The sequence below is a fragment of the Devosia sp. A369 genome (assembly GCF_054489345.1).
Genome location: NZ_JBTMWV010000003.1, coordinates 237,487 through 262,411, shown reverse-complemented (window position 1 = coordinate 262,411; position 24,925 = coordinate 237,487). Strand labels below are relative to the sequence as shown.

At 63.8% G+C, this 24,925-nt stretch carries 24 protein-coding genes; 19 read left to right on the top strand and 5 right to left on the bottom strand.

The annotated features are described in order from the left end of the window. The first annotated feature begins 14 nt into the window (after positions 1-14). The 17 genes from ACX3OZ_RS06435 to ACX3OZ_RS06355 all read left to right on the top strand — a co-directional run bounded on the left by ACX3OZ_RS06435 (position 15) and on the right by ACX3OZ_RS06355 (position 17,316). A complete protein-coding gene (locus ACX3OZ_RS06435) occupies positions 15-656 on the top strand; it encodes a nicotinate-nucleotide adenylyltransferase (RefSeq protein ID WP_459093918.1) in 642 nt (213 codons plus the stop codon). Positions 657-831: 175 nt separating this feature from the next. Continuing rightward, positions 832-1,224 carry a ribosome silencing factor gene (gene rsfS, locus ACX3OZ_RS06430; protein WP_459093917.1) on the top strand — a complete coding sequence of 131 codons (393 nt, stop codon included), beginning with the start codon at positions 832-834 and terminating at the stop codon, positions 1,222-1,224. A 6-nt stretch (positions 1,225-1,230) separates the two neighbouring features. Further along, entirely contained in the window at positions 1,231-1,713 is a 483-nt protein-coding gene (gene rlmH / locus ACX3OZ_RS06425; protein WP_459093916.1) for a 23S rRNA (pseudouridine(1915)-N(3))-methyltransferase RlmH, read from the top strand. A 109-nt stretch (positions 1,714-1,822) separates the two neighbouring features. Next, a complete protein-coding gene (locus ACX3OZ_RS06420) occupies positions 1,823-3,178 on the top strand; it encodes a murein hydrolase activator EnvC family protein (protein ID WP_459093915.1) in 1,356 nt (451 codons plus the stop codon). 7 nt (positions 3,179-3,185) lie between these two features. Continuing rightward, complete coding sequence (locus ACX3OZ_RS06415) at positions 3,186-4,610, top strand: S41 family peptidase (protein ID WP_459104063.1); 1,425 nt, start codon at positions 3,186-3,188, stop codon at positions 4,608-4,610. A 101-nt stretch (positions 4,611-4,711) separates the two neighbouring features. Further along, positions 4,712-5,836, top strand: coding sequence for a divergent polysaccharide deacetylase family protein (locus tag ACX3OZ_RS06410; RefSeq protein WP_459104062.1), 1,125 nt, complete (start codon positions 4,712-4,714; stop codon positions 5,834-5,836). Between the two features lie 9 nt (positions 5,837-5,845). Next, positions 5,846-6,379: an RNA pyrophosphohydrolase gene (locus ACX3OZ_RS06405; RefSeq protein ID WP_459093912.1), complete on the top strand. Its 534-nt coding sequence runs from the start codon at positions 5,846-5,848 to the stop codon at positions 6,377-6,379. Next, complete coding sequence (locus ACX3OZ_RS06400) at positions 6,376-7,062, top strand: aspartate/glutamate racemase family protein (RefSeq protein ID WP_459093911.1); 687 nt, start codon at positions 6,376-6,378, stop codon at positions 7,060-7,062. The genes ACX3OZ_RS06405 and ACX3OZ_RS06400 overlap by 4 nt, the downstream gene beginning before the upstream one ends. A 213-nt stretch (positions 7,063-7,275) precedes the next feature. Then, on the top strand, positions 7,276-8,307 hold the full coding sequence (locus ACX3OZ_RS06395; RefSeq protein WP_459093910.1) for a LacI family DNA-binding transcriptional regulator: 1,032 nt from the start codon (positions 7,276-7,278) through the stop codon (positions 8,305-8,307). Further along, entirely contained in the window at positions 8,304-9,920 is a 1,617-nt protein-coding gene (locus ACX3OZ_RS06390) for an FAD-dependent oxidoreductase (protein WP_459093909.1), read from the top strand. The genes ACX3OZ_RS06395 and ACX3OZ_RS06390 overlap by 4 nt, the downstream gene beginning before the upstream one ends. Before the next feature lie 24 nt (positions 9,921-9,944). Next, positions 9,945-11,219: an extracellular solute-binding protein gene (locus tag ACX3OZ_RS06385; RefSeq protein WP_459093908.1), complete on the top strand. Its 1,275-nt coding sequence runs from the start codon at positions 9,945-9,947 to the stop codon at positions 11,217-11,219. A gap of 159 nt (positions 11,220-11,378) precedes the next feature. Continuing rightward, a complete protein-coding gene (locus tag ACX3OZ_RS06380) occupies positions 11,379-12,299 on the top strand; it encodes a carbohydrate ABC transporter permease (protein ID WP_459093907.1) in 921 nt (306 codons plus the stop codon). Further along, positions 12,289-13,131, top strand: coding sequence for a carbohydrate ABC transporter permease (locus ACX3OZ_RS06375; RefSeq protein ID WP_459093906.1), 843 nt, complete (start codon positions 12,289-12,291; stop codon positions 13,129-13,131). The genes ACX3OZ_RS06380 and ACX3OZ_RS06375 overlap by 11 nt, the downstream gene beginning before the upstream one ends. 13 nt (positions 13,132-13,144) lie before the next feature. Further along, the gene (locus ACX3OZ_RS06370) at positions 13,145-14,194 is read left to right on the top strand and encodes an ABC transporter ATP-binding protein (RefSeq protein ID WP_459093905.1); all 1,050 of its coding nucleotides are present in this window, start codon (positions 13,145-13,147) and stop codon (positions 14,192-14,194) included. 10 nt (positions 14,195-14,204) lie between these two features. Then, positions 14,205-14,900, top strand: a complete 696-nt coding sequence (locus ACX3OZ_RS06365; protein ID WP_459093904.1) for a hypothetical protein — start codon at positions 14,205-14,207, stop codon at positions 14,898-14,900. 145 nt (positions 14,901-15,045) lie between these two features. Continuing rightward, complete coding sequence (locus ACX3OZ_RS06360; RefSeq protein WP_459093903.1) at positions 15,046-16,800, top strand: cation:proton antiporter; 1,755 nt, start codon at positions 15,046-15,048, stop codon at positions 16,798-16,800. Between the two features lie 87 nt (positions 16,801-16,887). Next, the gene (locus ACX3OZ_RS06355) at positions 16,888-17,316 is read left to right on the top strand and encodes an RrF2 family transcriptional regulator (protein ID WP_459093902.1); all 429 of its coding nucleotides are present in this window, start codon (positions 16,888-16,890) and stop codon (positions 17,314-17,316) included. Positions 17,317-17,380: 64 nt separating this feature from the next. Here ACX3OZ_RS06355 and purU read toward each other — a convergent pair whose 3' ends face one another. The 5 genes from purU to ACX3OZ_RS06330 form a co-directional block, all read right to left on the bottom strand. After that, positions 17,381-18,235: a formyltetrahydrofolate deformylase gene (gene purU / locus ACX3OZ_RS06350; RefSeq protein WP_459093901.1), complete on the bottom strand. Its 855-nt coding sequence runs from the start codon at positions 18,233-18,235 to the stop codon at positions 17,381-17,383. Positions 18,236-18,553: 318 nt separating this feature from the next. After that, on the bottom strand, positions 18,554-19,366 hold the full coding sequence (locus ACX3OZ_RS06345) for an ABC transporter permease subunit (protein ID WP_459093900.1): 813 nt from the start codon (positions 19,364-19,366) through the stop codon (positions 18,554-18,556). 1 nt (position 19,367) lies between these two features. After that, a complete protein-coding gene (locus ACX3OZ_RS06340; protein WP_459093899.1) occupies positions 19,368-20,324 on the bottom strand; it encodes an ABC transporter permease subunit in 957 nt (318 codons plus the stop codon). Beyond that, the gene (locus ACX3OZ_RS06335; protein WP_459093898.1) at positions 20,321-21,472 is read right to left on the bottom strand and encodes an ABC transporter ATP-binding protein; all 1,152 of its coding nucleotides are present in this window, start codon (positions 21,470-21,472) and stop codon (positions 20,321-20,323) included. Before ACX3OZ_RS06335 ends, ACX3OZ_RS06340 begins: the two co-directional genes overlap by 4 nt. A gap of 56 nt (positions 21,473-21,528) precedes the next feature. Next, positions 21,529-22,620 (bottom strand): polyamine ABC transporter substrate-binding protein, encoded by a 1,092-nt coding sequence (locus tag ACX3OZ_RS06330; RefSeq protein ID WP_459104061.1) that lies wholly within the window; start codon positions 22,618-22,620, stop codon positions 21,529-21,531. A 433-nt stretch (positions 22,621-23,053) separates the two neighbouring features. Between ACX3OZ_RS06330 and ACX3OZ_RS06325 the strand changes: the two genes are divergently transcribed. Together ACX3OZ_RS06325 and ACX3OZ_RS06320 are read left to right on the top strand one after the other, a co-directional pair. After that, positions 23,054-24,001 (top strand): pseudouridine-5'-phosphate glycosidase, encoded by a 948-nt coding sequence (locus ACX3OZ_RS06325; protein ID WP_459093896.1) that lies wholly within the window; start codon positions 23,054-23,056, stop codon positions 23,999-24,001. After that, on the top strand, positions 23,998-24,882 hold the full coding sequence (locus ACX3OZ_RS06320; RefSeq protein ID WP_459104060.1) for a carbohydrate kinase family protein: 885 nt from the start codon (positions 23,998-24,000) through the stop codon (positions 24,880-24,882). Before ACX3OZ_RS06325 ends, ACX3OZ_RS06320 begins: the two co-directional genes overlap by 4 nt. The last annotated feature ends 43 nt before the right edge of the window (positions 24,883-24,925 follow it).

The following is a 24,925-nucleotide window of genomic DNA, read 5'->3' as shown; positions in this document are numbered from 1 at the left end:
GTCCGGGGCGCGCTTTGACTCTGCGCGCGCCCATCCGCATCCCCGGGATCACCGAGCTGCCGCCCTCCGGGGCCGGCATGCGCATCGGGCTGTTCGGCGGCAGCTTCAATCCCATCCATGAAGGCCATGGGCTGGTGCTGGAAGAGACGCTGCGCCGGCTGCAGCTTGACGTCATCTGGGTGCTGGTGACGCCGGGCAATCCACTCAAGAACCATGACGAGCTGGCGCCGTTGGCCGACCGGGTTGAGGCTGCCCGCAAGCTGCTGGTTCATCCGCAGGTGCGGGTGACGGGTTTTGAGGCCGCTCAAGGGTTTAGTTACTCCTGGCAGACCATCCGCTTCCTCACCGAGGCGCTGCCGGATCGGCGCTTTGTCTGGATCATGGGCGCCGATAATCTGGTCGATTTTCACCGCTGGGAACGCTGGCGCGATATCGCGGCCATGGTGCCCATGGCGGTCTATGTGCGGCCCGGTTCGGGGCGTCGGGCGCCGGTGTCGCTGGCCGCCAATGCGCTGGCCCGCTGGCGGCTCGATGAGGCCGACGCGCCGCTGCTGGCATCGTTGCCGGCGCCGGCCTGGGTCTATCTGCATGGCCGCCAATCTGCCCTCTCGTCCTCGGCGATTCGGGCACGCCAGCAACACAACAAGCCAATGTGAGCGGCAATCTTGCGAAATGCTTGCAGAAAGCGCATATTGAAGTTTGTGATTTAGTCACCTGAACAGGAACTGACTGCTTGTCGTTTTCACAACGCCTGCAACATTCCGATCAACAACCAAGGATGCTGACCCCACGCATGACCCATGCACTGGCATGGGCGGAAGGCCATTGCTGATGGCCGCGCTGCCCGAGAACACCGTTTCCGCTCCCACCGCTTCCCAGACAACTCCGGAACGCCCGATGATCGACGTGATCCTTGATTGCCTTGACGATGCCAAGGCCGAGGAAATCGTTGCCGTGGACATCACTGGCAAGTCCTCGCTGGCCGACCATATGGTCGTCGCCTCAGGCCGTAGCCAGCGCCATGTCGGCGCCGTGGCCGACCAGATGGTCAAGGCCCTGCGCGAAGCCGGCTTCGACAAGCCGCGCATCGAGGGCCTGCCGCATTGCGACTGGGTCCTGCTCGATGCCGGCGACGTCATCGTGCATATCTTCCGTCCGGAAGTGCGCGAGTTCTACAATATCGAAAAAATGTGGCAGGCCGATTTCGCGGCCGACGCCCACTAAGCGCCTATGCGCCTGACAATCGCGGCTGTCGGCCGAATGAAGGCCGGGCCGGAGCGGGAGATGATTTCCCGCTATCTCGATCGCGCGGTCGGCGGCGGCAAATCGCTGGCGCTGACCGGCTTCGACATTATCGAACTCACCGAATCTCGTGCTTCGTCCTCGGCCAGCCGCAAGGCTGACGAGGCCAAAGCGTTACGCGCCGCTTTGCCCGATGGCATCGTGGTGGCGCTGGACGAACGCGGCAAGGCCATCGGCTCGGAAGCCTTGGCCAAGCAGATCGGCCGCTGGCGCGATGATGGCCGCCCGGCCGTCAGCTTCGTCATAGGCGGCGCCGATGGGCTGGAGCCCGATTTCGTGGCCAAGGCTGATCTGGTGCTGAGCTTTTCCCCGCTGACCTGGCCGCACCAACTGGTCCGCATCATGCTGGCCGAACAGCTCTACCGCACCACCACCATCCTCAGCGGCCACCCCTACCATCGCGGCGATTGAGCGGCACGATCATCACGTCATGGTTAAGCAACGTTAACCTGCGGTTTGGGGGCGGCTTGCTATGGTGCGAGGAATGATTCGGGCGCGTAGCGCTTCTGCTGGAGACGTCATGGCGGTCGGGCCGGGCAAGAGACTGGGATTGGTGCTGGCCAGCCTGTTATTGGCGGGCGTGGCGACCCTGCCTGTGCTCGCCCAGCTGGAGACGACGCCGCCCCCGGCCGAGGCCGTGCCAACGGCTGAGACGCCGGCAGAACCAGCGGTGGAAGCCGCACCGACGCCGGAAGATCTTGCAGCGGTGGAAGCCTCGCTGAGCCTGAGCCAGGAGCGCATCGATGCGCTCAAGGCCGAGATTGCCGAAATGGAAGGCGACCGCACCAAGCAGAACGCGGCGCTGATCGCAGCGGCGCAACGCGTCAAGCTGGCGGAAATCGAAGTGGCCGATATCGAGGATCGGCTGTCGACGCTGATCATCTCCGAACTGGAAGTGCGCGGGCGGCTCGATGGCTCCAAGGCCGAGATCGCCAATGTGCTGGCGGCGCTGGAGCGCATCAGCCTCAATCCACCCCCGGCGCTGATCGTCGACCCTGACGATGCCCTGGGTTCGGCCCGCAGCGCCATGCTGATTGCCGCCATCGTGCCGCAGCTGCGCACCCGCGCCGATGCGGTGACGGCCGACCTCACGGCGCTGACCGACATCAAGGCGCAGGCGCTGGCCGAAGAGGCCACGCTCAAGGCCAATTACTCGGTGCTGGAAGAGGAGCGCCTGCGCATCGCCACGCTGATTGTGGCCCGCCGGCAGGGCATCACGATGCGCAGCACGGAGCTGGCGGCCGAAGAGGCCGAGGCGGTGGCTCTGGCAGCGCGGGCCACGAGTTTGCAGGAGCTGATCGGCAGCCTGTCGCAGCGCGCCACTTCGGTCTCCAGCGCCAGTGCCGCGGCTGATGCCAATATCGACCCCGATGCGCCGGTACTCACCGCCGAGGCGGTGCAGCTGGCGCTGGCCAATAGTGCCCGTACCGAGCCGGCCATCCCGTTTGGCGCCGCCAGGGGCTATCTCACCATGCCGGCCAATGGCGTCAATGTGCTTGATTACGGCGCCGGAGACGGCTTTGGTGGCATCAGCCACGGCATCTCGGTGGTCACCCGTGCCGAGGCGCAGGTGGTGGCGCCGGCCGATGGCTGGGTGCTGTATAAAGGGCCTTACCTCAATTACGGCCAAATCGTCATTCTCAATACGGGGCAGAACTACACCGCATTGTTGGCGGGTTTGGACGCCATCAGTGTGGACATCGGCCAGTTCGTGCAAATGGGCATGCCGCTGGGCACGATGGGATCACGCACAATTGGCCGTTCGGTCACCACCAATGCTGGCGCGGCCCAGCCGACCCTCTATATTGAATTCCGACAGAACAACGAGCCCGTCGATCCAACTGGATGGTGGGCAAACCTGACACAGAGTGGATAGAACCCTCATGCGCCTGACTCCTCTTCGCACGCTCGCTATTGTCCTGTCGCTCTCGCTGCCGACCGGCCTGCTGATGGCCCAGGAACCGACACCGGTGCCGGCGCCGCCGGCCGAGCAAGCCCCCCCGGTCGAGCCGGCCCCGCCAGCCGAACCAGCGCCAGCGGCCGAGCAGCCCGAACCGACGCCGGAGGAAAATGCCGCGGCGCCGCGTGACCCGCTCGAGATCTATGCCGACCTCAACCTGTTCGGCGAAATCTTCGACCGGATTCGCGCCGAATATGTCGATCCGCCGGATGAGCAGGAGCTGATCCGCGCCGCCATCCAGGGCATGCTGACCTCGCTCGATCCGCATTCGGGTTATCTGCCGCCGGCCGATTATGACGATATGCGCGAGAGCAATACCGGCGAGTTCGGTGGTCTCGGTATCGAAGTCACCATGGAAGACGGTGTGGTCAAGGTGGTCTCACCCATCGATGACACCCCGGCGGCCAAGGCCGGCATCATGGCCAATGACTTGATTGTCGAGATCGATGGCGTGCAGGCGCAGGGCCTGACCCTGGACGAAGCCGTGGAAAAGATGCGTGGGCCGATCGGCACCTCGATCAAGATTTCGGTGTTCCGCGAGGGCGTTCCCGATCTGCTCAGCTTCGAGCTGACCCGCGCCACCATCGCGCTGCGCGCCGTGCGCTGGAGCATGGAAGGCGATGTCGCCGTGCTGCGTCTGTCGCGCTTCTCCGAGCAGGCTTTTGTCGGCCTCGAGGCGGCGCTCAAGGCGATCTATGCCGAACGCAAGGATGTCGCCCCCAAGGGCATCATTCTGGATTTGCGCAACAATCCGGGCGGCCTGGTCGATCAGTCAGTCTATGTGACGGACGCCTTCCTCAAGCAGGGTGCGGTGGTGCTGACGCGCGGCCGTATCGCCGAGGAAAGCGCCCGCTATGACGCCCAGCCCGATCCGCTCGATGCCATGATCGCCGATGTGCCGCTGGTGGTTCTGATCAATGGCGGCTCGGCCTCGGCTGCCGAAATCGTCGCCGGGGCGCTGCAGGACCATAAGCGCGCCACGCTGGTGGGCACGCGCTCCTTCGGCAAGGGCAGTGTGCAGTCGATCATCTCGCTGGGCCCCGATGGCGCCATGCGGTTGACCACGGCGCGCTATTACACACCGAATAACCGCTCGATCCAGGCGCTGGGCATTACGCCCGACATCGAGATCAAGCAGGTGGTGCCGGCTGAATTCCAGGGCCGCGACGAGATCATTGGTGAGGCGGGCCTGGCCGGCCACATCAAGATCGAGGGTCAGGAAGAAACCAGCGTCGGCTCCTCGGTCTATGTGCCGATCGAAAAGGCCGACGACACCCAGCTGCAATATGCCATTCGCCTGATCAATGGCGAAGAGACCGATGCGGCGTTCCCGCCCAAGGCCGACTGACGGCCGAGCGGGCCGCTGTGGTATGAAATTGGTGGGGGCGAGGCGGCTGATTCGCTGCCTCGCCCCCACTGTCTTTAGTGTCGGGGCGGAATTCGTGAACCATGGCCAATGACCTGACAACGCCGTTGAGCGGGCGCAAGCGCAAGCCTGGCCCGCGGCCGCATCTGCCGATTGCGCGCACGCTGTTCGCGCTGCTGGCGCTGATCGCGGTGGCGTTCGTGCTGCGTCTGGTGCTGACCGATGACCCCAATGGCGGTCGCCCCAGCGAGGAGGTGGCCATCACCTCGACGCGCAACAGCAATGCGGTGGCCAGTGCCGTCAGCACCGGCCCGGTGACCATCACCGCCGACCCCCAACAATTCCCCGCCGGCAGTTCGATAACCGCAGTGGCCAGCGGCACCACGGATGCCGGCTCCATCACCGGTCTGTCCGATATGTCCGGGGCGTTGCCCGATCTCAGCGAGGAGACCGGGGCAGGGCCGATACCCCGCATTTCGGCCAGTGGCCAGACCCCGTTTGCCGCCTATGCCCGTCCCTCGATCGCGGCCGTCACCAGCGGCTTGCCGATGATCGCCGTCATCGTCACCGGGCTGGGCATCAACGAACAGGGCTCGCTCGAGGCCATCGACCATCTGCCCGGCGACGTCACGCTGGCCTTCGCCCCCTATGGCAAGTCGCTGCCGAGCACGGTGGCGACGGCGCGGGCCGATGGCCACGAAGTGCTGCTGGAAATTCCGCTCGAGCCCTTCGACTATCCGCAGAACGATCCTGGTCCGCAGACGCTGCTCACCGGCGAAGCGCCGCGTGCCAATCTGGACAAGCTGTTCTGGCTGATGGCGCGCTTTGGCGGCTATGTCGGGGTGATCAACAATATGGGCGCGCGCTTAACCGCTGCCGCCGCTGATTTTTCGCCTGTCATGGAAGAACTGGGCGCGCGCGGGCTGGGCTATCTCGATGATGGCTCGTCCAACCGTTCGCTGGCGCAGCAGCTGGCGGGCGGCAACAAGGTGCCGTTCTCCCGTGCCGATCTGGTGATCGACGCCAATCCGTCGCGCCAATCCATTCTCGCAGCGCTTGCCAGCCTTGAAACCACAGCGCTGGAGAATGGCCAGGCAATTGGTATTGTCAGTGCGCTGCCGATCTCGGTGACTGCGGTGACCGAATGGGCGCGCGAGCTTGAGAGCAAGGGTTTCATGCTGGTTCCGGCCAGCGCCCTGATGAAATAGAGTTTTGCCATGACCACCCGTCCTGACCGAGACAGCCTGCCCTATCGTGATTGCGTCGGTATTGCCGTGTTCAATGCTGCGGGGCAGGTGTTTGTCGGCCGACGCCGATCCGGCGACGACCCCGAGAACAGCGCTGGACTGGGCGCCCCCTGGCAGATGCCGCAAGGCGGGATCGATGCTGGCGAAGATCCGCTGCGCGCCGCATTGCGCGAGCTGCATGAGGAAACCAGTATCACCAGTGTGAGCCTGCTCGCCGAAGCGCCGGAATGGATCTATTACGACCTGCCGGACGAGGCGCTGGGCGTTGCCCTCAAGGGCAAGTTCCGTGGTCAGCGGCAGCGCTGGTTCGCCTTCGCCTTTACCGGCCAGGATGACGAAATCGACGTCACCAGCCCCGGTGGCGGCAAGTTTCCGGCCGAGTTCGACGCCTGGCGCTGGGAAAAACTCAGCCGCACGCCGGGCCTGATCGTGCCCTTCAAGAAGCCGGCCTATGACAAGGTCGTGGCCGCCTTCGCCGACATTCCGCAGCGTTTCGCCGCATGAAAACCATCGGCCTCATCGGCGGCATGAGCTGGGAATCGACGGCGCATTATTATCGCGTCATCAACCAGACCATTGCGGCGCGGTTGGGCGGGCTGCATTCGGCCTCGATCATCGTGCATTCGGTCGATTTTGCCCCCATCGCCGCCATGCAGGCGGCGGGCGACTGGGACGGCGCCGGCCAGCAGCTGGCGGCGATTGCCCGTAGCTTGGAAGCGGCAGGAGCCGAGGTGATTGGGCTGGCCACCAACACCATGCATATCGTCGCCGACCAGATCAGCGGCGCGGTGCAGGTGCCATTTATCCATATTGCCGATCCGACCAGCGCGGCGTTGCGCGCCGATGGCTTCGAGACGGTCGGGCTGCTGGGCACGCGCTTCACCATGGAAATGGGATTTTACCGCGACCGGCTGGCCGCCAGCGGGCTGGCCTCGCTGATCCCCGAAGTCGACCGCACCAATCTCAATGGCATCATTTATGACGAGCTGTGCCGGGGCATTGTGCGCGAGGAATCGCGCCGGCTCTATGTCAACGCCATCGAACGGCTGGCCGGGCGCGGCGCTGAAGCAGTGATTTTGGGCTGCACCGAAATCACCATGCTGATCGATGATTCGGTCAGCCCACTGCCGGTCTATGACACCACCGATCTGCACGCCAAAGCGCTGGTGGACGCGGCGCTGTCCTAGGCGTTCACGCCCGGATTAGCTGGCCAACCCACCTTCTTCCCCCTCGAAGCATTGCTAGCGCACGCCCTCAGAAGGCGTTGGGCGCGCGGCCGACTGCTGTCGCTGTGTCCTTGCTGCCTCTAGAATCCGGCTTGACAGTCTGAGAATTAATTCGTTTATACGTATTAGCAGCTAATGCGTATTAGCAGAATGGCTGTTCATGGGGGAGCGCCGTTGATGGGCTCAAAGCGACTGACGCAACGGGATATTGCGCAACTGGCTGGCGTCAGCCAAGCGACGGTTTCGCTGGTGCTCAATGCGGCCTCCAGCGCCGAAGGCCGCATCCCGCAAGAGACCCGCGACCGCGTCCAGAAAGCCATTCGGGATACCGGCTATGTCGCCGATCCGATTGCCCGCCGCATGGCCAAGGGCCTCAATCGCATTATCGGCGTGTTCACCTATGAGCCGGCTTTCCCCAGCGAGCAGGCCGACTTTTTCGGGCCCTTCCTGTTCGGCATCGAGGAAGCGGCCCAGCAGGTCGGCTATGATCTGCTGCTGCTCACCGGCGCGGCCCATCAGGGCCAGCGCAAGATTTTCAGCGAGAATAACCGCCTGCGGCTGGCCGATGGCTGTCTGGTGCTAGGGCGTGAATTCGATCAGGACGAACTGACGCGCCTCGTCGGTGGCGATTATCCCTTTGTCGCGGTCGGGCGGCGTAACGATGCCGGGGGGCCGGTGCCCTATGTCGGCGCCGACTATGCCGCGGCCACGGCGACGTTGGTGCAGCAGGCCCGCGACCTTGGCCATTCGCGCATCGCCTATATCGGCCCTGCGCAGGGCGCCGAATCCACCGTCGATCGCTGGATCGGTTTCAGCCGCGCCATCGAAGGCATGGACTTCGTTGCCCATGTCCCGGCTGCCGCACAGCCGGCGGCCGGGACCCTCGACACCCTCATCGCCAGCCAGGCCAGCGTCGCCTTCTTCATCGAACTGGCCGACGCCATCCTGGTGGAGCGGCTGGCGCGGCAGCGCGGTCTCAGCATTCCCGGCGATCTGTCGATTGTCGTGCTGGGCAATCACATCCGGGCCGAACAGACCGGCACCCGATTTACCTCCTTCTCCATCCCCCGCGAAGCCATGGGGCACGGTGCGGCCCGCATGCTGGTGCGCCGGGTGGAGACCCAGGAACCCGGGCAGCAAGTGCTGCTCCCCTGTGAACCCGTCGCGGGCGAAACCCTCGGCGCCATGACTAAGCGGACCAAATGACCATTAAAGAACTCAGCGCAGATATCTTGATTATTGGCGGCGGCCTCGGCGGCGTCGCGGCGGCTCTGGGCGCGTTGCGCAATGGCCGTTCGGTCATCATGACCGAGGAATTCGATTGGATCGGCGGTCAACTGACCAGCCAGGCGGTGCCGCCCGATGAGCATAGCTGGGTCGAGCAGTTCGGCATTACCCGCTCCTATCGCAAACTGCGCAATGGCATTCGCCAGTATTATCGCGACAATTATCCGCTGACCGAGGCCAGCCGCGCCTGGGGCGATCTCAATCCCGGCGCCGGCTGGGTCAGCCGCCTCTGCGCCGAGCCGCGCGCTGGCGTTGCAGTGCTCGAAGCCATGCTGGCGCCCTATCGCGGCGGCGGCAAGCTGACCGTGCTGCAGCCTTATCGTCCCGTCGCTGCCGATGTGCAGGGCGACACTGTCCGCGCCATCACCGTGCGCCACCGCGATACCGGCGCTGAAATCACCTGCTCGGCGCCTTATGTGATCGACGCCACCGAGCTGGGTGATCTGCTGCCGATGACCGGCACCGAATATGTCACAGGCTTTGAGAGCCGCCACAATACCGGCGAGCCGAGCGCGCCCGAAGTGGCGCAGCCCGACAATGTGCAGGCGGTTTCGGTGTGCTTTGCCGTCGATCATGTCGATGGCGATCACACCATCGACAAGCCGGACAATTACGACTTCTGGCGCCAGTACCAGCCCAGCTTCTGGGGCGGCCCGCTGCTCGGCTTCAAGGCGCCGCATCCGCGCACGCTGGAGATTGTCGAGCGCTCGTTCACGCCCAATCCCGATGATGATCCGCTGCTGGTCGATGCCGATCAGCGCCGCAATCCGGGCGATGGCAATCTGTGGACTTTCCGCCGTATCGCGGCGCGCCGCAACTTCGTGCCCGGTGCCTATAATTCGGACATCTGCCTCGTGAACTGGCCGATGATCGACTATATGGAAGGCTCCATCATCGACGTTTCGGAAGAGGAAAAGGCCCGCCACCTCAAGGCTGCCGCCGACCTCTCCTATTCGGTGTTCTACTGGCTGCAGACCGAGGCGCCGCGCCTCGATGGCGGGCAGGGCTTCAAGGGTCTGCGCCTGCGTGGCGATGTGACCGGCACCGATCATGGCCTCGCCATGGCGCCCTATATCCGTGAGAGCCGCCGCATCAAGGCGGTCACCACCATTGTCGAGCAGGACGTCTCGATGCTCATTCATGGCAATGCCCTGTCGCGCCAATATCGCGACAGCATCGGCATCGGCATGTACCGCATCGATCTGCATCCCTCGACCGGCGGCGACAATTATGTCGACGTCGACTCCTCCCCCTTCGAAATTCCGCTGGGTGCACTGCTGCCCCAGCGCCTGCGCAACCTGCTGCCGGCGGGCAAGAATATCGGCACCACGCATATTACCAATGGCTGCTACCGCCTGCATCCGGTGGAGTGGAATGTCGGCGAAGTCGCCGGCCTGCTCGCCGCTCACTGCCTCGAAACCGGGCTCACACCGCATGCGGTGCAGGAGAATGATGCCCAGCTCGAGGCCTTCCAGACCCGGCTCTATGGCGAGGGGATCGAGATCCGCTGGCCAGACGTGCGCGGCTACTAAGCATACAACAGGAGGAAACCCATCATGACCAAGATCACCCATCTCAAATCTGCAGCGGCCGCGGCCGGCATTCTGCTGCCGCTCGCCTGGAGCGGCGTTGCCTGGGCCCAGGACGCCGTCAATCTGCGCATGACCACCTGGAGCGCCAACGAGGCCCATATGGCGGTGTTCAACGAGATCGCCGCAGGCTTCAAGGCGACCCATCCCAATGTCACCGTGACCTTCGAGCCGCTGCCCTTCGACAGCTATTCGACCACGCTGACCACCCAGATCGCCGGCGGCAACGCCCCCGACCTGGCCTGGATCTTTGAAACCAGCGCCGCCGACTTCGTCAATTCGGGCGTGCTGGCACCGCTGAGCGACGCCTTCGCCGCGACCGATGGCTATGATCTGGCTGACGTCACCGACTCGGCCACGGCCCTTTGGAAGCGCGACGACCAGCTGTTCGCCTATCCCTTCTCGACCTCGCCTTTCGCGGTGTTCGCCAATAACGATCTGATCACCGCTGCCGGCGCCAAGACCCCGGCCGAGATGATCGCTGCCGGCGAATGGACCTGGGACAACGCCCTGGCCACCGCCAAGGCCGTCGCCGCTTCCGGCGACAAGGAAGGCCTCATCGTCCGCGACTTCAACTACCAGCTCTGGCAGAACCTGACCGCCGTGTGGCGCGGCTGGGGTGCCAATGCCTGGAGCGACGACGGCAAGACCTGCGGCTTCACCGAGCCGGCCATGGTCGATGCCATGACCACCATTCACAACGCGATCTTCGTCGATGGTGCGCTGCCGGGACCGGGTGAGAATGTCGACTTCTTCACCGGCGACGCGGCGATGACCATCACCCAGATTTCGCGCGCTTCGCTGCTGCCGAAGGAAGACCCGTTCGCCTGGGATCTGGTGCCGCTGCCGCAGGGTCCGGCGGGTGAGTATTCCGTGGTCGGTCAGGCCGGTGTCGGCGCCTTTGCAAACCGTCCCAACACCGAGTTGGCCGTCGAGTTCCTCGGCTATTTCACCAATCCGGAAAACAGCCAGAAGCTGGCGCAGTTCTTCCCGCCGGCCCGTGCCAGCCTGTTGAACGCCACGACGCTGGCAACCACCAATCCGCTGCTCTCGCCTGAGCAGATCGAGACTGTCGTCGTCCACGGCATCAGCACCGGCAAGGTGATCTCGGGCCACACCAACTTCGCCCAGATCCAGCAGACCGTCCGCGCCAGCCTCGACAGCCTGTGGGTTGCCGATGCCGACGTGCCGGCCGTGCTGCAGTCCGTCTGCGACAGCATCAACCCGCTGCTCGCACGCTAAGCGCCAACCACCTGACTCGCAGTCAGCCTCCCTCCCCCTTGTGGGGAGGGTGGCCCCGCAGGGGTCGGGTGGGGGTACTATCCGCGAGCGCAATGTTCGTGACTCACCCCCACCCTTGATCCCTCCCCACAAGGGGGAGGGAGACGAAGGAACCACCGCATGAGCTTGACGGCAGAATCTCCCCCCAGAAAACGTCCATTCTGGACCATTGAACGCCGCGATGCGGCCGCCGGCTATGTGTTCATCGCCCCGCAGCTGCTCGGCATCATCATTTTCGTGCTGATCCCGCTCGGGCTGGTGTTCTGGTATTCGCTGCATGAATGGAACGTGCTCGCCAACACCTTCAATTTCGTCGGCAGCGCCAATTACCAGATGCTGCTGAGCGACAAGGCGCTGCCGCAGGTGCTGCTGTCCTCCGCCATCTTCTCGGCCGGGTTGGTCGTGCTCAACATGTCGCTGGCGCTGCTGCTGGCCGTGTTGCTCGACCAGAAGCTCAAGGCCATGGTGGTGTTCCGCACCCTGTTCTTCTCGCCCGTCGTCGTCTCGCTGGTCGCCTGGACCATCGTCTGGAGCTTCCTGTTGCAGAATAATGGCGGCATCAACGGCATGCTGCAAATGATCGGCGTCGAAGGCCCCAACTGGCTGCGCCATCCCTCCACCGCCATGGTTTCGGTGGTGGTGGTGCAGGTGTTCAAGAATGTCGGGCTCAACATGATCCTGTTCCTGGCCGCGCTGCAGGGCGTACCCAAGGAGCTGTATGAAGCGGCGCGCGTCGATGGGGCCGGGCACTTCAAGCAATTCCGCCGCATCACCCTGCCGCTGATTTCGCCCACCATGCTGCTGACCTCGATCATCACCATTGTCGGCTCGCTGCAGGTCTTCGCCCAGATTGCGGTGCTGACCCAGGGTGGTCCGGGCATGAGCACCACCGTGCTGGTGTATTACCTCTACCAGCAGGCCTTCCAGTTCCATTTCTTCGGCTACGGCTCGACCTTGTCGATCCTGCTGTTCGTCATCGTCGCCGCCCTGACCTTCGCCCAGTGGCAGTTGCGCAAGAGGATCGTGTTCTATGAAAACTGATCTCTCGCTCCGCATGAAAACCGGGCTTTATGGCCTGATGTGCGTGCTGCTGATCCCCTTCGTCTTCCCGACCTGGTGGATGGTCACCTCATCGGTCAAGCCGATCAGCGATATCTTCGCCTTCCCGCCGGACCTCTGGCCGCGCCGCTTCGATTTCACCACCTATCAGAAGGTGTTCGAGCTGCAGCCCTTTGCCCAGCAATATTGGAACTCGGCCTATATCGCGGCGCTGGTCACCATCGGCACCATGATCATCTCGTCGATGGCCGGCTATGCCTTCGCGCGCATCCGCTTTCCCTTCTCCAACGCCATTTTCATGGTGGTGCTGCTCGGGCTGCTGATCCCGTCCGAAGTCACCATCGTGCCGCTGTTCCAGATCTTCCTTAAATGGGGGATGATCAACACCCACTGGCCGCTGATCCTGGTGCCGATCTTTGGCGCGCCGTCGGTGTTCGCCACCTTCGTCATGCGCCAGTTCTTCATCGCCCTGCCGGGCGAGCTGGAGGAAGCCGCGCGCGTCGATGGGCTGGGGCGGTTCAAGATCTTCTGGATCATCGCCCTGCCGCTGGCCAAGCCGGCGCTGGGTGCGGTCGCGATCTTCACCTTCCTGCACAGCTGGAACCTCTATCTCGAACCCATCGTGTTCCTCTCCTCGACCAATATGTTCACCCTGCCGCAGGCGCTGACCCAGTTCACCGACGCCTATGGCGGCGCCATGTGGAACATCCAGCTCGCCGCCGCGACCATGACCGCGATTCCGGTGCTGCTGGTGTTCATCGTGGCGCAGAAGCAGTTCGTCGAGGGCCTCGCCCATACTGGCCTCAAGGGCTGACAAGGATATCCAAATGGCTCCCGTAACCCTGAAATCCGTCAAGAAGTCCTATGGCGACCTCGCCATCATCCACGGCATCGACGTCGATATCGCCGATGGTGAATTCGTCGTGCTGGTCGGGCCCTCCGGCTGCGGCAAGTCTACTTTGCTGCGTATGATTGCCGGGCTCGAAACCATCACTGATGGCGATATTTCCATCGGCGCCCGCGTGGTCAATGATCTGGAGCCCAAGGATCGCGACATCGCCATGGTGTTCCAGAATTATGCGCTCTATCCGCATATGAGCGTGGCGCAGAATATGGGCTTTTCGCTGGAGCATCGCGGCGGCAACAAGGCCGAGATCGCCGAGCGGGTGAACTGGGCCGCCGAGATTTTGGGCCTCAAGCCCTATCTCGACCGCTTCCCGCGCCAGCTCTCGGGCGGCCAGCGCCAGCGCGTCGCCATGGGCCGCGCCATCGTGCGCAATCCGCAGGTCTTCCTGTTTGACGAGCCGCTGTCCAATCTCGACGCCAAATTGCGCGTGGTGATGCGCGGCGAGATCAAGAGCCTGCACCAGCGCCTCGGCGTCACCACCGTCTATGTGACGCATGACCAGGTCGAAGCCATGACCATGGCCGACAAGATTGTGGTGATGAATGCTGGGCGGGTCGAGCAGATCGGCGCGCCACTCGATCTCTATGATCGCCCGGTCAATCAGTTCGTTGCCGGCTTTATCGGCTCACCGTCGATGAATTTCATCAGCGGCACCATCACCGCCGAGGGCTTTGCTGCCGCCGGCACAATGCTGCCACTGCCTGCCGGCACCGGCAATATCGGCGCCAAGGCGGTCTATGGCATCCGTCCCGAACATCTGGCGCTGGATCAGGCCGGCATCGCCGCCAAGGTTGCCTTGGTCGAGCCGATGGGCTCGGAGACCCAGGTCACCATGGCCATTGGTGAGCACACCATCATTGGCGTGTTCCGCGAGCGCGTGCAGGCCCGGCCCGGCGACACCATCCATATCCGCCCCGATCTGGCCCAGCTGCATCTGTTCGATGCCGCCACCGGCACCCGCCTGAACTAAGGAGCGGACCATGCGCTATCCCGAAACCAAGCTGCACACTGCCATCACCACCGGCGAATTTCCGGTCATTGTCTCGCTGGCGCGCCACGATATCGATCTGGCCAAGGCGGCGCTCGATGCCGGGGCCACGGCGCTCAAGACCCATCTCAATGCCTATCACCGCGCCACCGGCACTAGTTTTGGTAGCTTTGCCGAGGAACGGCCCTTCTTCGAGCAGTTGAGTAAGCTCGGTGCGCCGCTGCTGCTGATGGCGGGGCAGGAGACTGTACCGTCAGCCGAAGAAATGGAGCTGCTGGCCGATCTCGGCTTTGAAGGCTTCAACGTCTATTTCGCCCATCTGCAGCCGCATCTGCTGCAGTCACGGCTGCGCCCGATGCCGGCCTTGTCGTCCGACAGCACACCGGATGACCTCGCGCGCATCGTCGCTCTGCCCGGCGCCATGCTGGAAGCGTCCATTGTCGAGTTTTCCGGCTATGGCCAACCGCTCACCGATGCCGATATTGTTCGCTATGGCGAGATAGTCACCGAGGCCGGCATTCCGGTGATTGCGCCCAGCCAGCGCAAATTCACCGCCGCCGACATGCCGCGCCTGCGCGCCGCCGGCATTGCCGCTCCACTGTTGGGCGCCATCGTCACCGGCGACACGCCCGCCTCGATGCGGGCCGCCGTGACCCCCATCGTCGCCGCCATCGCTGCCGACCGCTAGGGCGACGGCGCTGGCCGCGCCATAACAAAGCCAAACTTGGGCCGCTGCATCGACAGACAATGGGTTGCCGCATTCGGTTGCGGCGCTCATTATCGTCTGACGCCTGCCAATTCACCCGGGTCGTGCCCCGAACGACGGAGCCATCATGCCCTACGACACCCCCGTGATTGCCACGATTGCCGTGGGCCTGGTGCTGGCCGCCCTGCTGGGCCTGCTGGCGCATCGGCTCAAATTGCCGCCGGTGCTGGGCTATCTGCTGGCCGGGATTTTGGTCGGCCCGCATGTCTCAGGGCTGGTGGCTGATCCGGCATTGGGGCGCCAGCTGGCCGAATTCGGCATCGTGCTGCTGATGTTTGGCGTGGGCCTACAAGTTTCGCTCAAGGAAATTTTGGGCTTGCGTCCGCTGGCCATCACCGGCGCGCTGGCGCAACTCGCCTTGGGGATTTTGCTCGGCTTGGGGCTCGGATTTTTGCTGGGCTGGGAGCCCCATACCGGGCTGCTCTTCGGCCTCGGCCTGTCGGTCGCCTCCGGCGTCGTCATTTTGCAAGAAAACCGTCAGCATGCTGCAGGAAATGACGCGAAAAGCTGGCTTATTCTGCAGAATATGGTCGTGGTTCTGGTGCTTTTGCTGCTGCCTGCCGTCGCCGGCCTCAGTGGTAACACGGAGGTCTATGACCCCTTCGTGTCACTGGTCGAACGCCTGCTCGGCACCTCGGTCGGGCTCTGGGGCGCCATTGCCCTGACGGCGATCAAGCTGGCGGCCTTTGTCGGCTTCATGGTGGTGGCCGGGCGCAGTGTTATTCCCTGGCTGCTGCATGGCGTGGCCCGCATGGCCTCGCGCGAATTGTTCCGCCTGACCATCGTGGCGATCGCGCTGGCACTGGCGCTGGGCGCGGCCTTGCTATTCGGCGTGACGCTGGCGCTGGGGGCGTTCTTTGCCGGCATGATCCTGAGCGAAAGCGGCAGTCTGGGCCGGGCGGCGCGGCAGACCCTGCCGCTGCGCGATGCCTTTGCCGTACTGTTCTTCATGGCGGTCGGCATGCTGGTCGATCCGGCCATTATCCTCACCCAACCGCTGCCGCTGCTGGCGACTGTGCTGATCATCATGCTGGGCAAGTCGGTGGCGGCGTTTGCCGTCATGGTGCTGTTCCGGCGTCCGGTGGGGCAGGCGCTCGAGCTGGCCGCCACGCTGGCGCAGATCGGCGAGTTTTCCTTCATCCTCGCCAGTATGGGCGTGGCGCTGGCGCTGCTGCCGCCCGAGGCTTTACAGCTGATCCTCGCCGGCACGCTGATTTCCATCCTGCTCAATCCGCTGGTGTTCTGGGGCGCCTCCCGGCTGCAACCGCGGGTCGAGGCCCGCATGGGCGCGCGGGACGAGCAGCGGATCGAACCGACCGAAACGGTTCCCGAACCCAAATTGCCCCCGTCCGACAATCTGCTGTCCAAGGCCGCCGCTACGCCGGTGGCCGTGGCCCCGGCCGCCGTCGTCGCCACCGAAGTGGTGGCGGCTGAAGCCGAGCCGGAGGCCGTCGAGGCTGAGCCAGAGGCGGCAGCAACAGTTCCCCCCGAGGAGCCCGCGGACAATGTCATCATCCTGGCGCCGCCGCCGGCAGCGCCAAGCGTCGATGCCAGCGACACCACCACGCCCGCCGTGGGCGAAGCGCCTGCCGCCATTGACGAGGTGATGGTTTCCACCCCCACTGAACCCGAGACGTCTGAGCCCGAGCCGCCTGAACCCGCCGAAACGCCGGCCGAAGTCGCTGAGGAACTGGCCGAACAGGAGGCCGATCTGACCAGCGAAGGTGGCCCACCGCCGCCCGAGCCGGAGCCCGAAACCGAGACACCCGAGCCGGTGACCGACAGCGCGATTCCGCATGTCGTGCCCGAGCCCAAAAGCTAGCTCCTTGTCAAAGGCTTGAGGTCTGGCGCATAGAGTTTCCACCGTCGCGCTTGCACCGCCTGCGGCGACGGGGAATAGTGTGGGCCAATGATTTCGCAAAAAGCCAAATATGCCCTGCGCGCACTGGTGTCACTCGCCCGGACCGGACGCGGGGAAACCAAGATGATCGGGGAGATTTCGCGGGAACAGTCGATCCCCAAGAAATTCCTCGAACAGATCCTGCTGGAGCTGAAGCGGGCCGGCTTTGTCGCCAGCCGGCGCGGCCGCTCGGGCGGCTATGAATTGCTCAAGGAACCCGAGCAGATCATGTTCGGCGAGGTGCTGCGGCTGATCGACGGCCCGATTGCGCCGCTGCCGTGTCTCTCCAAAATCGCCTATCGCAAATGCGAGGATTGCCGCGACGAAGACAGTTGCGAAATCCGCCACGTCTTCGAACGAGTGACCCTGGCCACCCGCGAAGTGCTCGACAGCACCAGCCTGGCGGATTCGCTGCGGCTGGAAGATTTGCCGGTTTAGGTTAGCCCCTCATCCGCCCTTCGGGCCCCTTCTCCCAGGAGGGAAGAAGGGTGAGGCGTAGCCCCTAGCCGAACACCACGGTCTTGCGGCCGTTCAGCATGACCCGGCTTTCCAGATGCAGCTTTACCGCGCGGGCCAGCACGCGGCTTTCGATGTCGCGGCCGGCGGCGACCAGGTCGTCGGGGCTCATGGCGTGGGTGACGCGGGCGGTTTCCTGTTCGATGATCGGGCCTTCATCGAGGTCGGGCGTCACGTAATGAGCGGTGGCGCCGATGATCTTGACGCCGCGCTCATGGGCCTGGTGATAGGGCTTGGCGCCCTTGAAGCTGGGCAGGAACGAGTGATGGATATTGATCACCTGACCGAACAGTCGGGTCGACAGATTATCCGACAGCACCTGCATATAGCGCGCCAGCACCACCAGATCGGCGCCGCTCTGCTTGATCAGCGCCAGCACCTGCTCTTCCTGTTGCGCCTTGGTGTCCCTGGTCACCGGCAGCAGATGGAAGGGGATGCCGGCGTCGCCGGCGATTTTCTGGGCGTCGGGGTGATTGGAAATCACCGCCGCCACTTCGGCGTCGAGCCAGCCGACGCGGATCTGATACAGCAGATGCAGCAGCGTGTGGTCGAATTTGGAGACCATGATGACGATGCGCTTCTTGCGGCTGACATCGGTCAGTGCGGTCTTCATCGAGAAGCGGGCAATCGGCGATTTGAGGGCGCGCTCAATAGTCTCGCGGCTCATGCCCTCCGGCGCGGTGAAGGCCAGGCGCATGAAGAACTGGCCGGTTTCCCGATCCCAGAACTGGTTGGATTCGGCGATATTGGCGTCGAGCGCGGCCAGCTCGGTGGTGACAGCGGCAACAATCCCCGGCCGGTCGGCGCAGGAGAGGGTGAGGACGAAATTGGCCGGATTCATCGCGGCAGCTCCAGATTCTCAAATTTAGACGCGTTACCGCTTCGACAAGCGGTATCAATGGCTTGGTGCTCCCCGTCAAGGGCGCAGCAAAAAGGGCCACCCTTGCGGATGGCCCTTTCTGAGTTTCGGCCTCGTGGCCTGAAGGAGGGGTGTTAGGCGAGCATCTCCCGCACAAACACCTTGCACCCAAGACCTGCTTCGAGCGCCGTCATCTCAAAAGACATTGGATCACCTCCTTCACGTTGGTTGAACATGAGAGGATGGTGCCCTGATTTTTTCGATCTGTCCAGCCTCACCGGCCTGCGTGGTTTTGCGAGGTCAGGCCCGCGCCTTTTTCGGGCGCGCGCGCAGTTGCAGAATGGTGGCGGCGAGCACGCCCAGCGCCACGATGCCGATGATGATGGTGGCCAGCGCATTGACGTCGGGCGAGACGCCCAGCCGGACCTTGGAGAAAATCACCATGGGCAGCGTCGACGAGCCGGGGCCGGAGACGAAGCTGGCGATCACCAGATCGTCGAGCGACAGGGTAAAACCGAGCAGCCAGCCCGATACCAGGGCCGGGGCGATGATGGGCAGGGTGATGTCAAAGAAAGTGCGGACCGGGGAAGCACCCAGATCCATCGCCGCTTCTTCGAGACTCCGGTCGAAGTCGGACAACCGCGACTGCACCACGACGCAGACATAGGCGGTGCAGAAGGTAGCGTGGGCAATGACGATGGTCAGCATGCCCCGGCCCTGCGGCCAGCCTAGCAGGCCCTCCATGGCCACGAACAGCAGCAGCAAGGACAAACCGGTGATAACGTCGGGCATCACCAGCGGGGCCGAAACCATGCCGGCAAACAGCGTGCGGCCGCGGAAGCGGCGGAAGCGCACCAGCGCTACGGCGGCGAGCGTGCCCAGCACCAGCGCGATGGTGGCGCTGAGGGCTGCGATCTGCAGGCTGAGCCAGGCGGCGCCGAGCAGCTGCGGATCGTTGAACAGTGCCACATACCATTTGGTCGAAAAGCCCGACCAGACGGTGACGAGACTGCTCTCGTTGAACGAGAAGATCACCAGCGAGACGATGGGCGCATAGAGAAAGGCAAAGCCCAGCGAGGCGGCGATGGGGAGAAACCAGCCACGAGAAAACATTTTACTTCTCCACCACGGCGCCCTGCACCTTTTGCAGCAGCATGATGGGCACGACGACCACCACCAGCATGGCGCAAGCCACGGCAGCGGCGCGCGGCCAGTTGGCAGCACTGAAGAATTCGTCCCACAGCACCCGGCCGATCATCAGCGTTTCCGGGCCACCAAGGAGCGACGGAATGACGAATTCGCCAATCGCCGGGATGAACACCAGCATCGAGCCGGCGACAATGCCGGGCAGCGACAGCGGCAGCGTGATCGAGAGGAAGGTGCGCAAAGGCCGCGCGCCGAGATCAGCCGAGGCCTCGAACAGCGAGGTGTCGAGCTTCACCAGCGTCGTGTAGAGCGGCAGGATCATGAAGGGCAGGTAGGTGTAGACGATGCCGACATAGACGGCGAAATCGGTCTGCATCATCACCAGCGGTTCGATGCCGAACAGGCCGAGAAACTGGTTGATCACCCCATTGCCGCGCATGAAGCCGCTCAGCGCGTAGACGCGCAGCAGGAATGAGGTGAAAAACGGCAGCACCACCAGCATCAGCAGGATATTGCGCCATTTGTCGGGCGCGCGCGCGATGGCGTAGGCCATCGGATAGCCGACCAGCAAAGTGATGATGGTGGCGATGGCTGCGATGCGGATCGAAGAGAGATAGGCGGCGACATAGAGGTTGTCGCTGAACAGCTTGATATAGTTGGACAGATGCAGCGTCAGCTGCACCGTGCCTTCCTCGGTGGTGACCAGCAGCGGCGAATAAGGCGGGCGGCCGAACTGCTTGGTGGCCAGCGAAATGCCGAACACCACGGCCAGCGGCACGAGGAAAAACACCAGCAACCAGAGCACCGGCGCGATCAGCACCAGCATGCGGCCGGAAATGCCGACCCTGGCGAGGTGGCGCTCGACCGCATTCCACGGGCGCAGTCGCCGGGGCGGCGGAATGGTGGGTTCGTGGTTGGTGGTCATACCGTCAGCACCGAGCCGGCGTTGTCGCTCCAGGTGACAAAAACCTCCTCGTCCCAGGTGATGGCGTCGGGGTTGCCGCGCACCGAATTGGTCTGGCTGACGCGCAGGCGTTTGCCGCTGGCGAGCTTGACCTGATACAGCGAGATATCGCCGAGATAGGCGATTTCCTCGACAATGCCCTTGGTCACATTGGCGTCGAAATCATTCTCCGGCCGCTCGCGGCTCAGCGCCATTTTTTCGGGGCGGATGGCCCACCACAGTAGCTGGTCGGGCGCGCAGTCGACGCCGTGGCCGACATAGATATCGCAGCCCAGTTCGGCCGAGTGGATGCGGATATGGTCGGGCTCGTCCTGGGTGACGGTGCCCTCCACCATATTGGCCGAGCCGATAAAGCCGGCGACAAAGCGCGAATTGGGGAATTCGTAAATATCGGTGGGCTCGCCGGTCATGGCGATTTCGCCCTGGTTCATCACCCCGATGCGGGTGGCCAGCGTCATGGCCTCCTCCTGGTCGTGGGTGACGACGATGAAGGTGACGCCGAGCGACTCCTGGATCTTAACCAGCTCGAACTGGGTTTCCTCGCGCAGCTTCTTGTCGAGCGCGCCGAGCGGCTCATCGAGCAGCAGCAGCTTGGGGCGCTTCGCCAGCGCGCGGGCCAGCGCCACGCGCTGCCGCTGGCCGCCCGACAGTTGGTGCGGCTTGCGCCGGCCGTAATCCTGCAGTTTGACCAGGCTCAGCAGCTCGGCGACGCGGTCAGCGATTTCGCCCTTGGGCAGGTGGTCACGCTTGATGCCATAGGCGATGTTCTGCTCCACGCTCATATGCGGGAACAGCGCATAGGACTGGAACATCATGTTCACCGGCCGATTATAGGGCGGCACATTGGTCATGTCCTGGCCATCGATCTCGATGGTACCCGAACTCGGGGTCTCGAAGCCGGCCAGCATACGCAGCAGCGTCGACTTGCCCGAACCCGAACCGCCGAGCAGGCAGAACAGTTCGGATTTGTAGATGTCCAGCGACACCTCATGCACCGCCGAGACGTCGCCAAATTTCTTGGAGACATTCTTGATGCGCACAAAGGGCTTGTTGCCGGCAGGATCGCGCCAGGGGCGGGTATCGACGGCAAGCTGTGGCTTCTTGGCCATGGCAGACTCTATAAAATGGTTGAGGGGCGGCCATGGCCGCCCCTGTTTAACTGTTATTACTGGCCCGTTTTGATGCGGGTCCAGGTGCGGGTCAAGACCTCTTCGAAATCGGGGCTATGCGCCGACATCACGAAGGCCTTGGCCAGGGTCTCGGCCGGCGGATAAATGCCGGGGTTGGACTTGACCTCTTCGTCGACAAACTCGATCGCCGGCAGGTTCGGGTTGGCGTAGAACACGTAATTGGTGATCGCCGCCACCACTTCGGGCTGCAGGATGTAGTTGATGAATTTGTGGGCGTTGTCCTTGTGCGGCGCATCGGCCGGAATCGCCAGGAAGTCGAACAAGGTCGCGGCCCCTTCCTCGGGGATGACATAGTTCACTTCGACGCCCTGATTGGCGGCGGCCGCCGCGTCGGAAGCGATGAAGATGTCGCCCGAATAGCCAAGCGCCAGGCAGATTTCGCCATTGCCCAGATCGTCGATATATTGCGACGAGTGGAAGTAGCGGACATAGGGCTTGATGGAGTTCATCAGCGCCTCGGCCTTGGCCAGATCCTCGGTGCTTTCCGAATTGGCGTCGAGCCCGAGATAATGCAGGGCGATGCCGATGACTTCGGACGGGCTGTCGATGATGGCGACGCCGCAGGACGCCAGCTTGGAGACGACCTCCGGCTTGAACAGCAGGTCCCAGCTGTCGAGTTCAGCACCCTCGCCCAGGGCAGCGGTGGCCTTGGCGACGTTGTAGCCCAGACCAATGGTGTTGATCATATAGGGCACGGCATGGGCATTGTCGGGGTCGTGCCGCGTCGCGGCAGCCATGACGGTCGGGTCGAGATTGACCAGATTGGGGAGCTTGGACTTATCCAGCGGCGCGATCAGGCCGAACTTGATCTGGCGTTCGACGAAATTGCCCGACGGCACCACGATGTCATAGCCGGAATTGCCGGCCAGCAGCTTGGCATCGACAATTTCATTGCTGTCATAGACGTCGTAATTGACCTTGATGCCGGTCTCCGCCTCGAAATTGGCGATGGTGTCCTCGGCAATATAGTCGGACCAGTTATAGACGTTGAGCACGGGCTCGTCCTGGGCCAGCGCGGGGCTGGCGACCATGACTGCGCCGAGAGCAAGGACGAGCGACTTCTTCATTCGGATAGAGCTCCTGTTCAGAATTTTGATCTTGGATATCGGGGGGCGCACGTGGCGCGGCGGTCTCGTGTGCCCATGGGGCACGGACAGTTAGTGACGGGCACTCATCTTGGAGTGCCCGGACGGGCCGGTCCGGTGTGAAACGATGATACGGAGAGAGAGCGCTGGAAAGCGCTGGGCACATTGGCAGGACTGAGCCCGGAGCCGGGCGCGTATCGATCGGCGCCAAACGCGCGATCAACCAATTCTGTCTGCAGCGAAGTGCCCTTTCCACGCTGGAGTAATTGGGGCAACCTAGAACCAAATTGGCAGGGCGACAAGCGCCTTGCTCCCATGTTTCCACGGGGGTTGACGTTCGGTCGCAAGCGGGCGCAAAACCCGCGCCAAACGGGGCCATATTGCCCACAACCAAGATTGACAAGCGAGTAACCCAATGACCGCCAAATCCTACCTCTCGATCAGCCCCGAGGTGAAGCAGGCGCTGGCTGCCGGCAAGCCGGTGGTGGCGCTGGAATCCACCATCATCACCCATGGCATGCCCTATCCACAAAACCTGGAAATGGCGCAGAATGTCGAGGCGGTGATCCGCGCCAATGGCGCTGTGCCGGCCACCATCGCCATCATGGATGGCCGCTTCTGCGTCGGCGTGTCGGGTGAAGATCTTGAGCGGCTGGCGCTTGAAGGCGGCAAGGCGGCTAAGGCCAGCCGCCGCGACGTCTCTGCGCTTTTGGTCAAGGATGCCATCGCCGGCACCACTGTGGCGACGACGATGCAGATCGCGGCGCTGGCCGGCATCCATGTCTTTGCCACTGGCGGTATTGGCGGCGTGCATCGCGGCGCCGAGGAGACTTTTGATATCTCCGCCGATCTGGGCGAATTGAGCCGCACCCCGGTGGCGGTGGTCTGCGCCGGCGCCAAGTCGATCCTCGATATCGCCAAGACCCTCGAAGTGCTGGAAACCAATGGCGTGCCGGTGCTCGGCTATGGCACCGATGAATTCCCTGCCTTCTGGGCCCGCCAGAGCGGCCACAAGGTCGATCACCGCTTTGACGATGTTGTCGATATCGCCCGCGTGGTGGCGCTGCAGGCCGAACTGGGCATGGGCGGCGTGCTGATCGCCAACCCGATCCCCGAGGCTGACGCGCTGGATCCTGCGACCATCGAAGCCCGCATCACCGAAGCGGTGGCCGGGGCCGAGCGCGAAGGCGTGTCGCGCAAGGATCTGACGCCGTTCCTGCTCAAGCGCATCTTTGAATTGACCGACGGCAAGTCGCTGGTCGCCAATATCGCGCTGGTCGAAAACAACGCCAAGGTCGCGGCGCAGATCGCCGTGTCGCTGGCGGCCCGCACTGCTCCCAAGCCGGGTGTGCTGCGCGCATGAGCCAAAAGGTTCTCGTCGTCGGCGATGTGATGACCGACGTCATCGTGGTGCCCGAGGGCCCCATCGTGAAGGGGTCCGACCGACGCGCTACGGTGCGCAGCCGGCCGGGCGGCTCGGGCGCCAACCAGGCCGTCTGGCTCGGAGCGATGGGCGCCGATGTGGTGTTCGCCGCGCGGGTCGGCGCCGCCGACCGCACCATGTATGAGAATTACTTTCGCGGGCTCAATGTGGTGCCGGTGCTGGCCGGCGACCCCGACCAACCCTCGGGCGTCTTGGTCACCATTGTCGATCCCGATGGCGAGCGCAGCTTCCTCACCGATCGTGGCGCCAATCTGCAGCTCAGCCCCGACGATCTGCCGGCCAGCCTGCTCGACGATATCGGCATGGTCATGGTCTCGGGCTACAGCTTTTTTGCCCCCGGTCCCCGTGCCGCGGTGCAGGGGCTGTTCGCCACGGCGCGGGCGCGCGGCATTGCCGTTGCCGTCGATCCGGCTTCGGTCGGCTTCCTGCTCGAGGTCGGCGCTGAGCAGTTCCTTGACTGGACGCGTGGTGCCGATGCGATCTTTGCCAATGAAAGCGAGGCCGAAGCGCTGACTGGGCTCACCGGTCATGTGGCGCAGATGCAGGCGCTGGGCGAGCGCTATGGCACCGTGCTGATCAAGCGCGGCGGGCAGGGCGCCGTGCTGGGCGGCCGCGACGGCATTCGGGTCGAACTGCCGGCGCAACTGGTCAAGGTCGTCGATTCCACCGGGGCGGGCGATGCCTTTGCCGCCGGTTTCATCGCGGCGCGATTGGCGGGTGATGACGAGGCCATGGCGCTGGGCAAGGCCATTGCCGCTGGCGCCAAGGCGGTGCAGTCGATCGGCGGGCAGCCTACCTGATTTTCTGCCCCGCTTTGCGCATAGTCTGGCCGCATAGCAAGGC

Excerpts from the sequence above, each read along its gene's own strand:
- rsfS (WP_459093917.1), top strand. The coding sequence starts at position 832 with ATGGCCGCGCTGCCCGAGAACACCGTTTCCGCTCCCACCGCTTCCCAG.
- rlmH (WP_459093916.1), top strand. The coding sequence starts at position 1,231 with ATGCGCCTGACAATCGCGGCTGTCGGCCGAATGAAGGCCGGGCCGGAG.
- ACX3OZ_RS06420 (WP_459093915.1), top strand. The coding sequence starts at position 1,823 with ATGGCGGTCGGGCCGGGCAAGAGACTGGGATTGGTGCTGGCCAGCCTG.
- ACX3OZ_RS06415 (WP_459104063.1), top strand. The coding sequence starts at position 3,186 with ATGCGCCTGACTCCTCTTCGCACGCTCGCTATTGTCCTGTCGCTCTCG.
- ACX3OZ_RS06410 (WP_459104062.1), top strand. The coding sequence starts at position 4,712 with ATGGCCAATGACCTGACAACGCCGTTGAGCGGGCGCAAGCGCAAGCCT.
- ACX3OZ_RS06405 (WP_459093912.1), top strand. The coding sequence starts at position 5,846 with ATGACCACCCGTCCTGACCGAGACAGCCTGCCCTATCGTGATTGCGTC.
- ACX3OZ_RS06400 (WP_459093911.1), top strand. The coding sequence starts at position 6,376 with ATGAAAACCATCGGCCTCATCGGCGGCATGAGCTGGGAATCGACGGCG.
- ACX3OZ_RS06390 (WP_459093909.1), top strand. The coding sequence starts at position 8,304 with ATGACCATTAAAGAACTCAGCGCAGATATCTTGATTATTGGCGGCGGC.
- ACX3OZ_RS06385 (WP_459093908.1), top strand. The coding sequence starts at position 9,945 with ATGACCAAGATCACCCATCTCAAATCTGCAGCGGCCGCGGCCGGCATT.
- ACX3OZ_RS06380 (WP_459093907.1), top strand. The coding sequence starts at position 11,379 with ATGAGCTTGACGGCAGAATCTCCCCCCAGAAAACGTCCATTCTGGACC.
- ACX3OZ_RS06375 (WP_459093906.1), top strand. The coding sequence starts at position 12,289 with ATGAAAACTGATCTCTCGCTCCGCATGAAAACCGGGCTTTATGGCCTG.
- ACX3OZ_RS06370 (WP_459093905.1), top strand. The coding sequence starts at position 13,145 with ATGGCTCCCGTAACCCTGAAATCCGTCAAGAAGTCCTATGGCGACCTC.
- ACX3OZ_RS06365 (WP_459093904.1), top strand. The coding sequence starts at position 14,205 with ATGCGCTATCCCGAAACCAAGCTGCACACTGCCATCACCACCGGCGAA.
- ACX3OZ_RS06360 (WP_459093903.1), top strand. The coding sequence starts at position 15,046 with ATGCCCTACGACACCCCCGTGATTGCCACGATTGCCGTGGGCCTGGTG.
- ACX3OZ_RS06355 (WP_459093902.1), top strand. The coding sequence starts at position 16,888 with ATGATTTCGCAAAAAGCCAAATATGCCCTGCGCGCACTGGTGTCACTC.
- purU (WP_459093901.1), bottom strand. The coding sequence starts at position 18,235 with ATGAATCCGGCCAATTTCGTCCTCACCCTCTCCTGCGCCGACCGGCCG.
- ACX3OZ_RS06345 (WP_459093900.1), bottom strand. The coding sequence starts at position 19,366 with ATGTTTTCTCGTGGCTGGTTTCTCCCCATCGCCGCCTCGCTGGGCTTT.
- ACX3OZ_RS06340 (WP_459093899.1), bottom strand. The coding sequence starts at position 20,324 with ATGACCACCAACCACGAACCCACCATTCCGCCGCCCCGGCGACTGCGC.
- ACX3OZ_RS06335 (WP_459093898.1), bottom strand. The coding sequence starts at position 21,472 with ATGGCCAAGAAGCCACAGCTTGCCGTCGATACCCGCCCCTGGCGCGAT.
- ACX3OZ_RS06330 (WP_459104061.1), bottom strand. The coding sequence starts at position 22,620 with ATGAAGAAGTCGCTCGTCCTTGCTCTCGGCGCAGTCATGGTCGCCAGC.
- ACX3OZ_RS06325 (WP_459093896.1), top strand. The coding sequence starts at position 23,054 with ATGACCGCCAAATCCTACCTCTCGATCAGCCCCGAGGTGAAGCAGGCG.
- ACX3OZ_RS06320 (WP_459104060.1), top strand. The coding sequence starts at position 23,998 with ATGAGCCAAAAGGTTCTCGTCGTCGGCGATGTGATGACCGACGTCATC.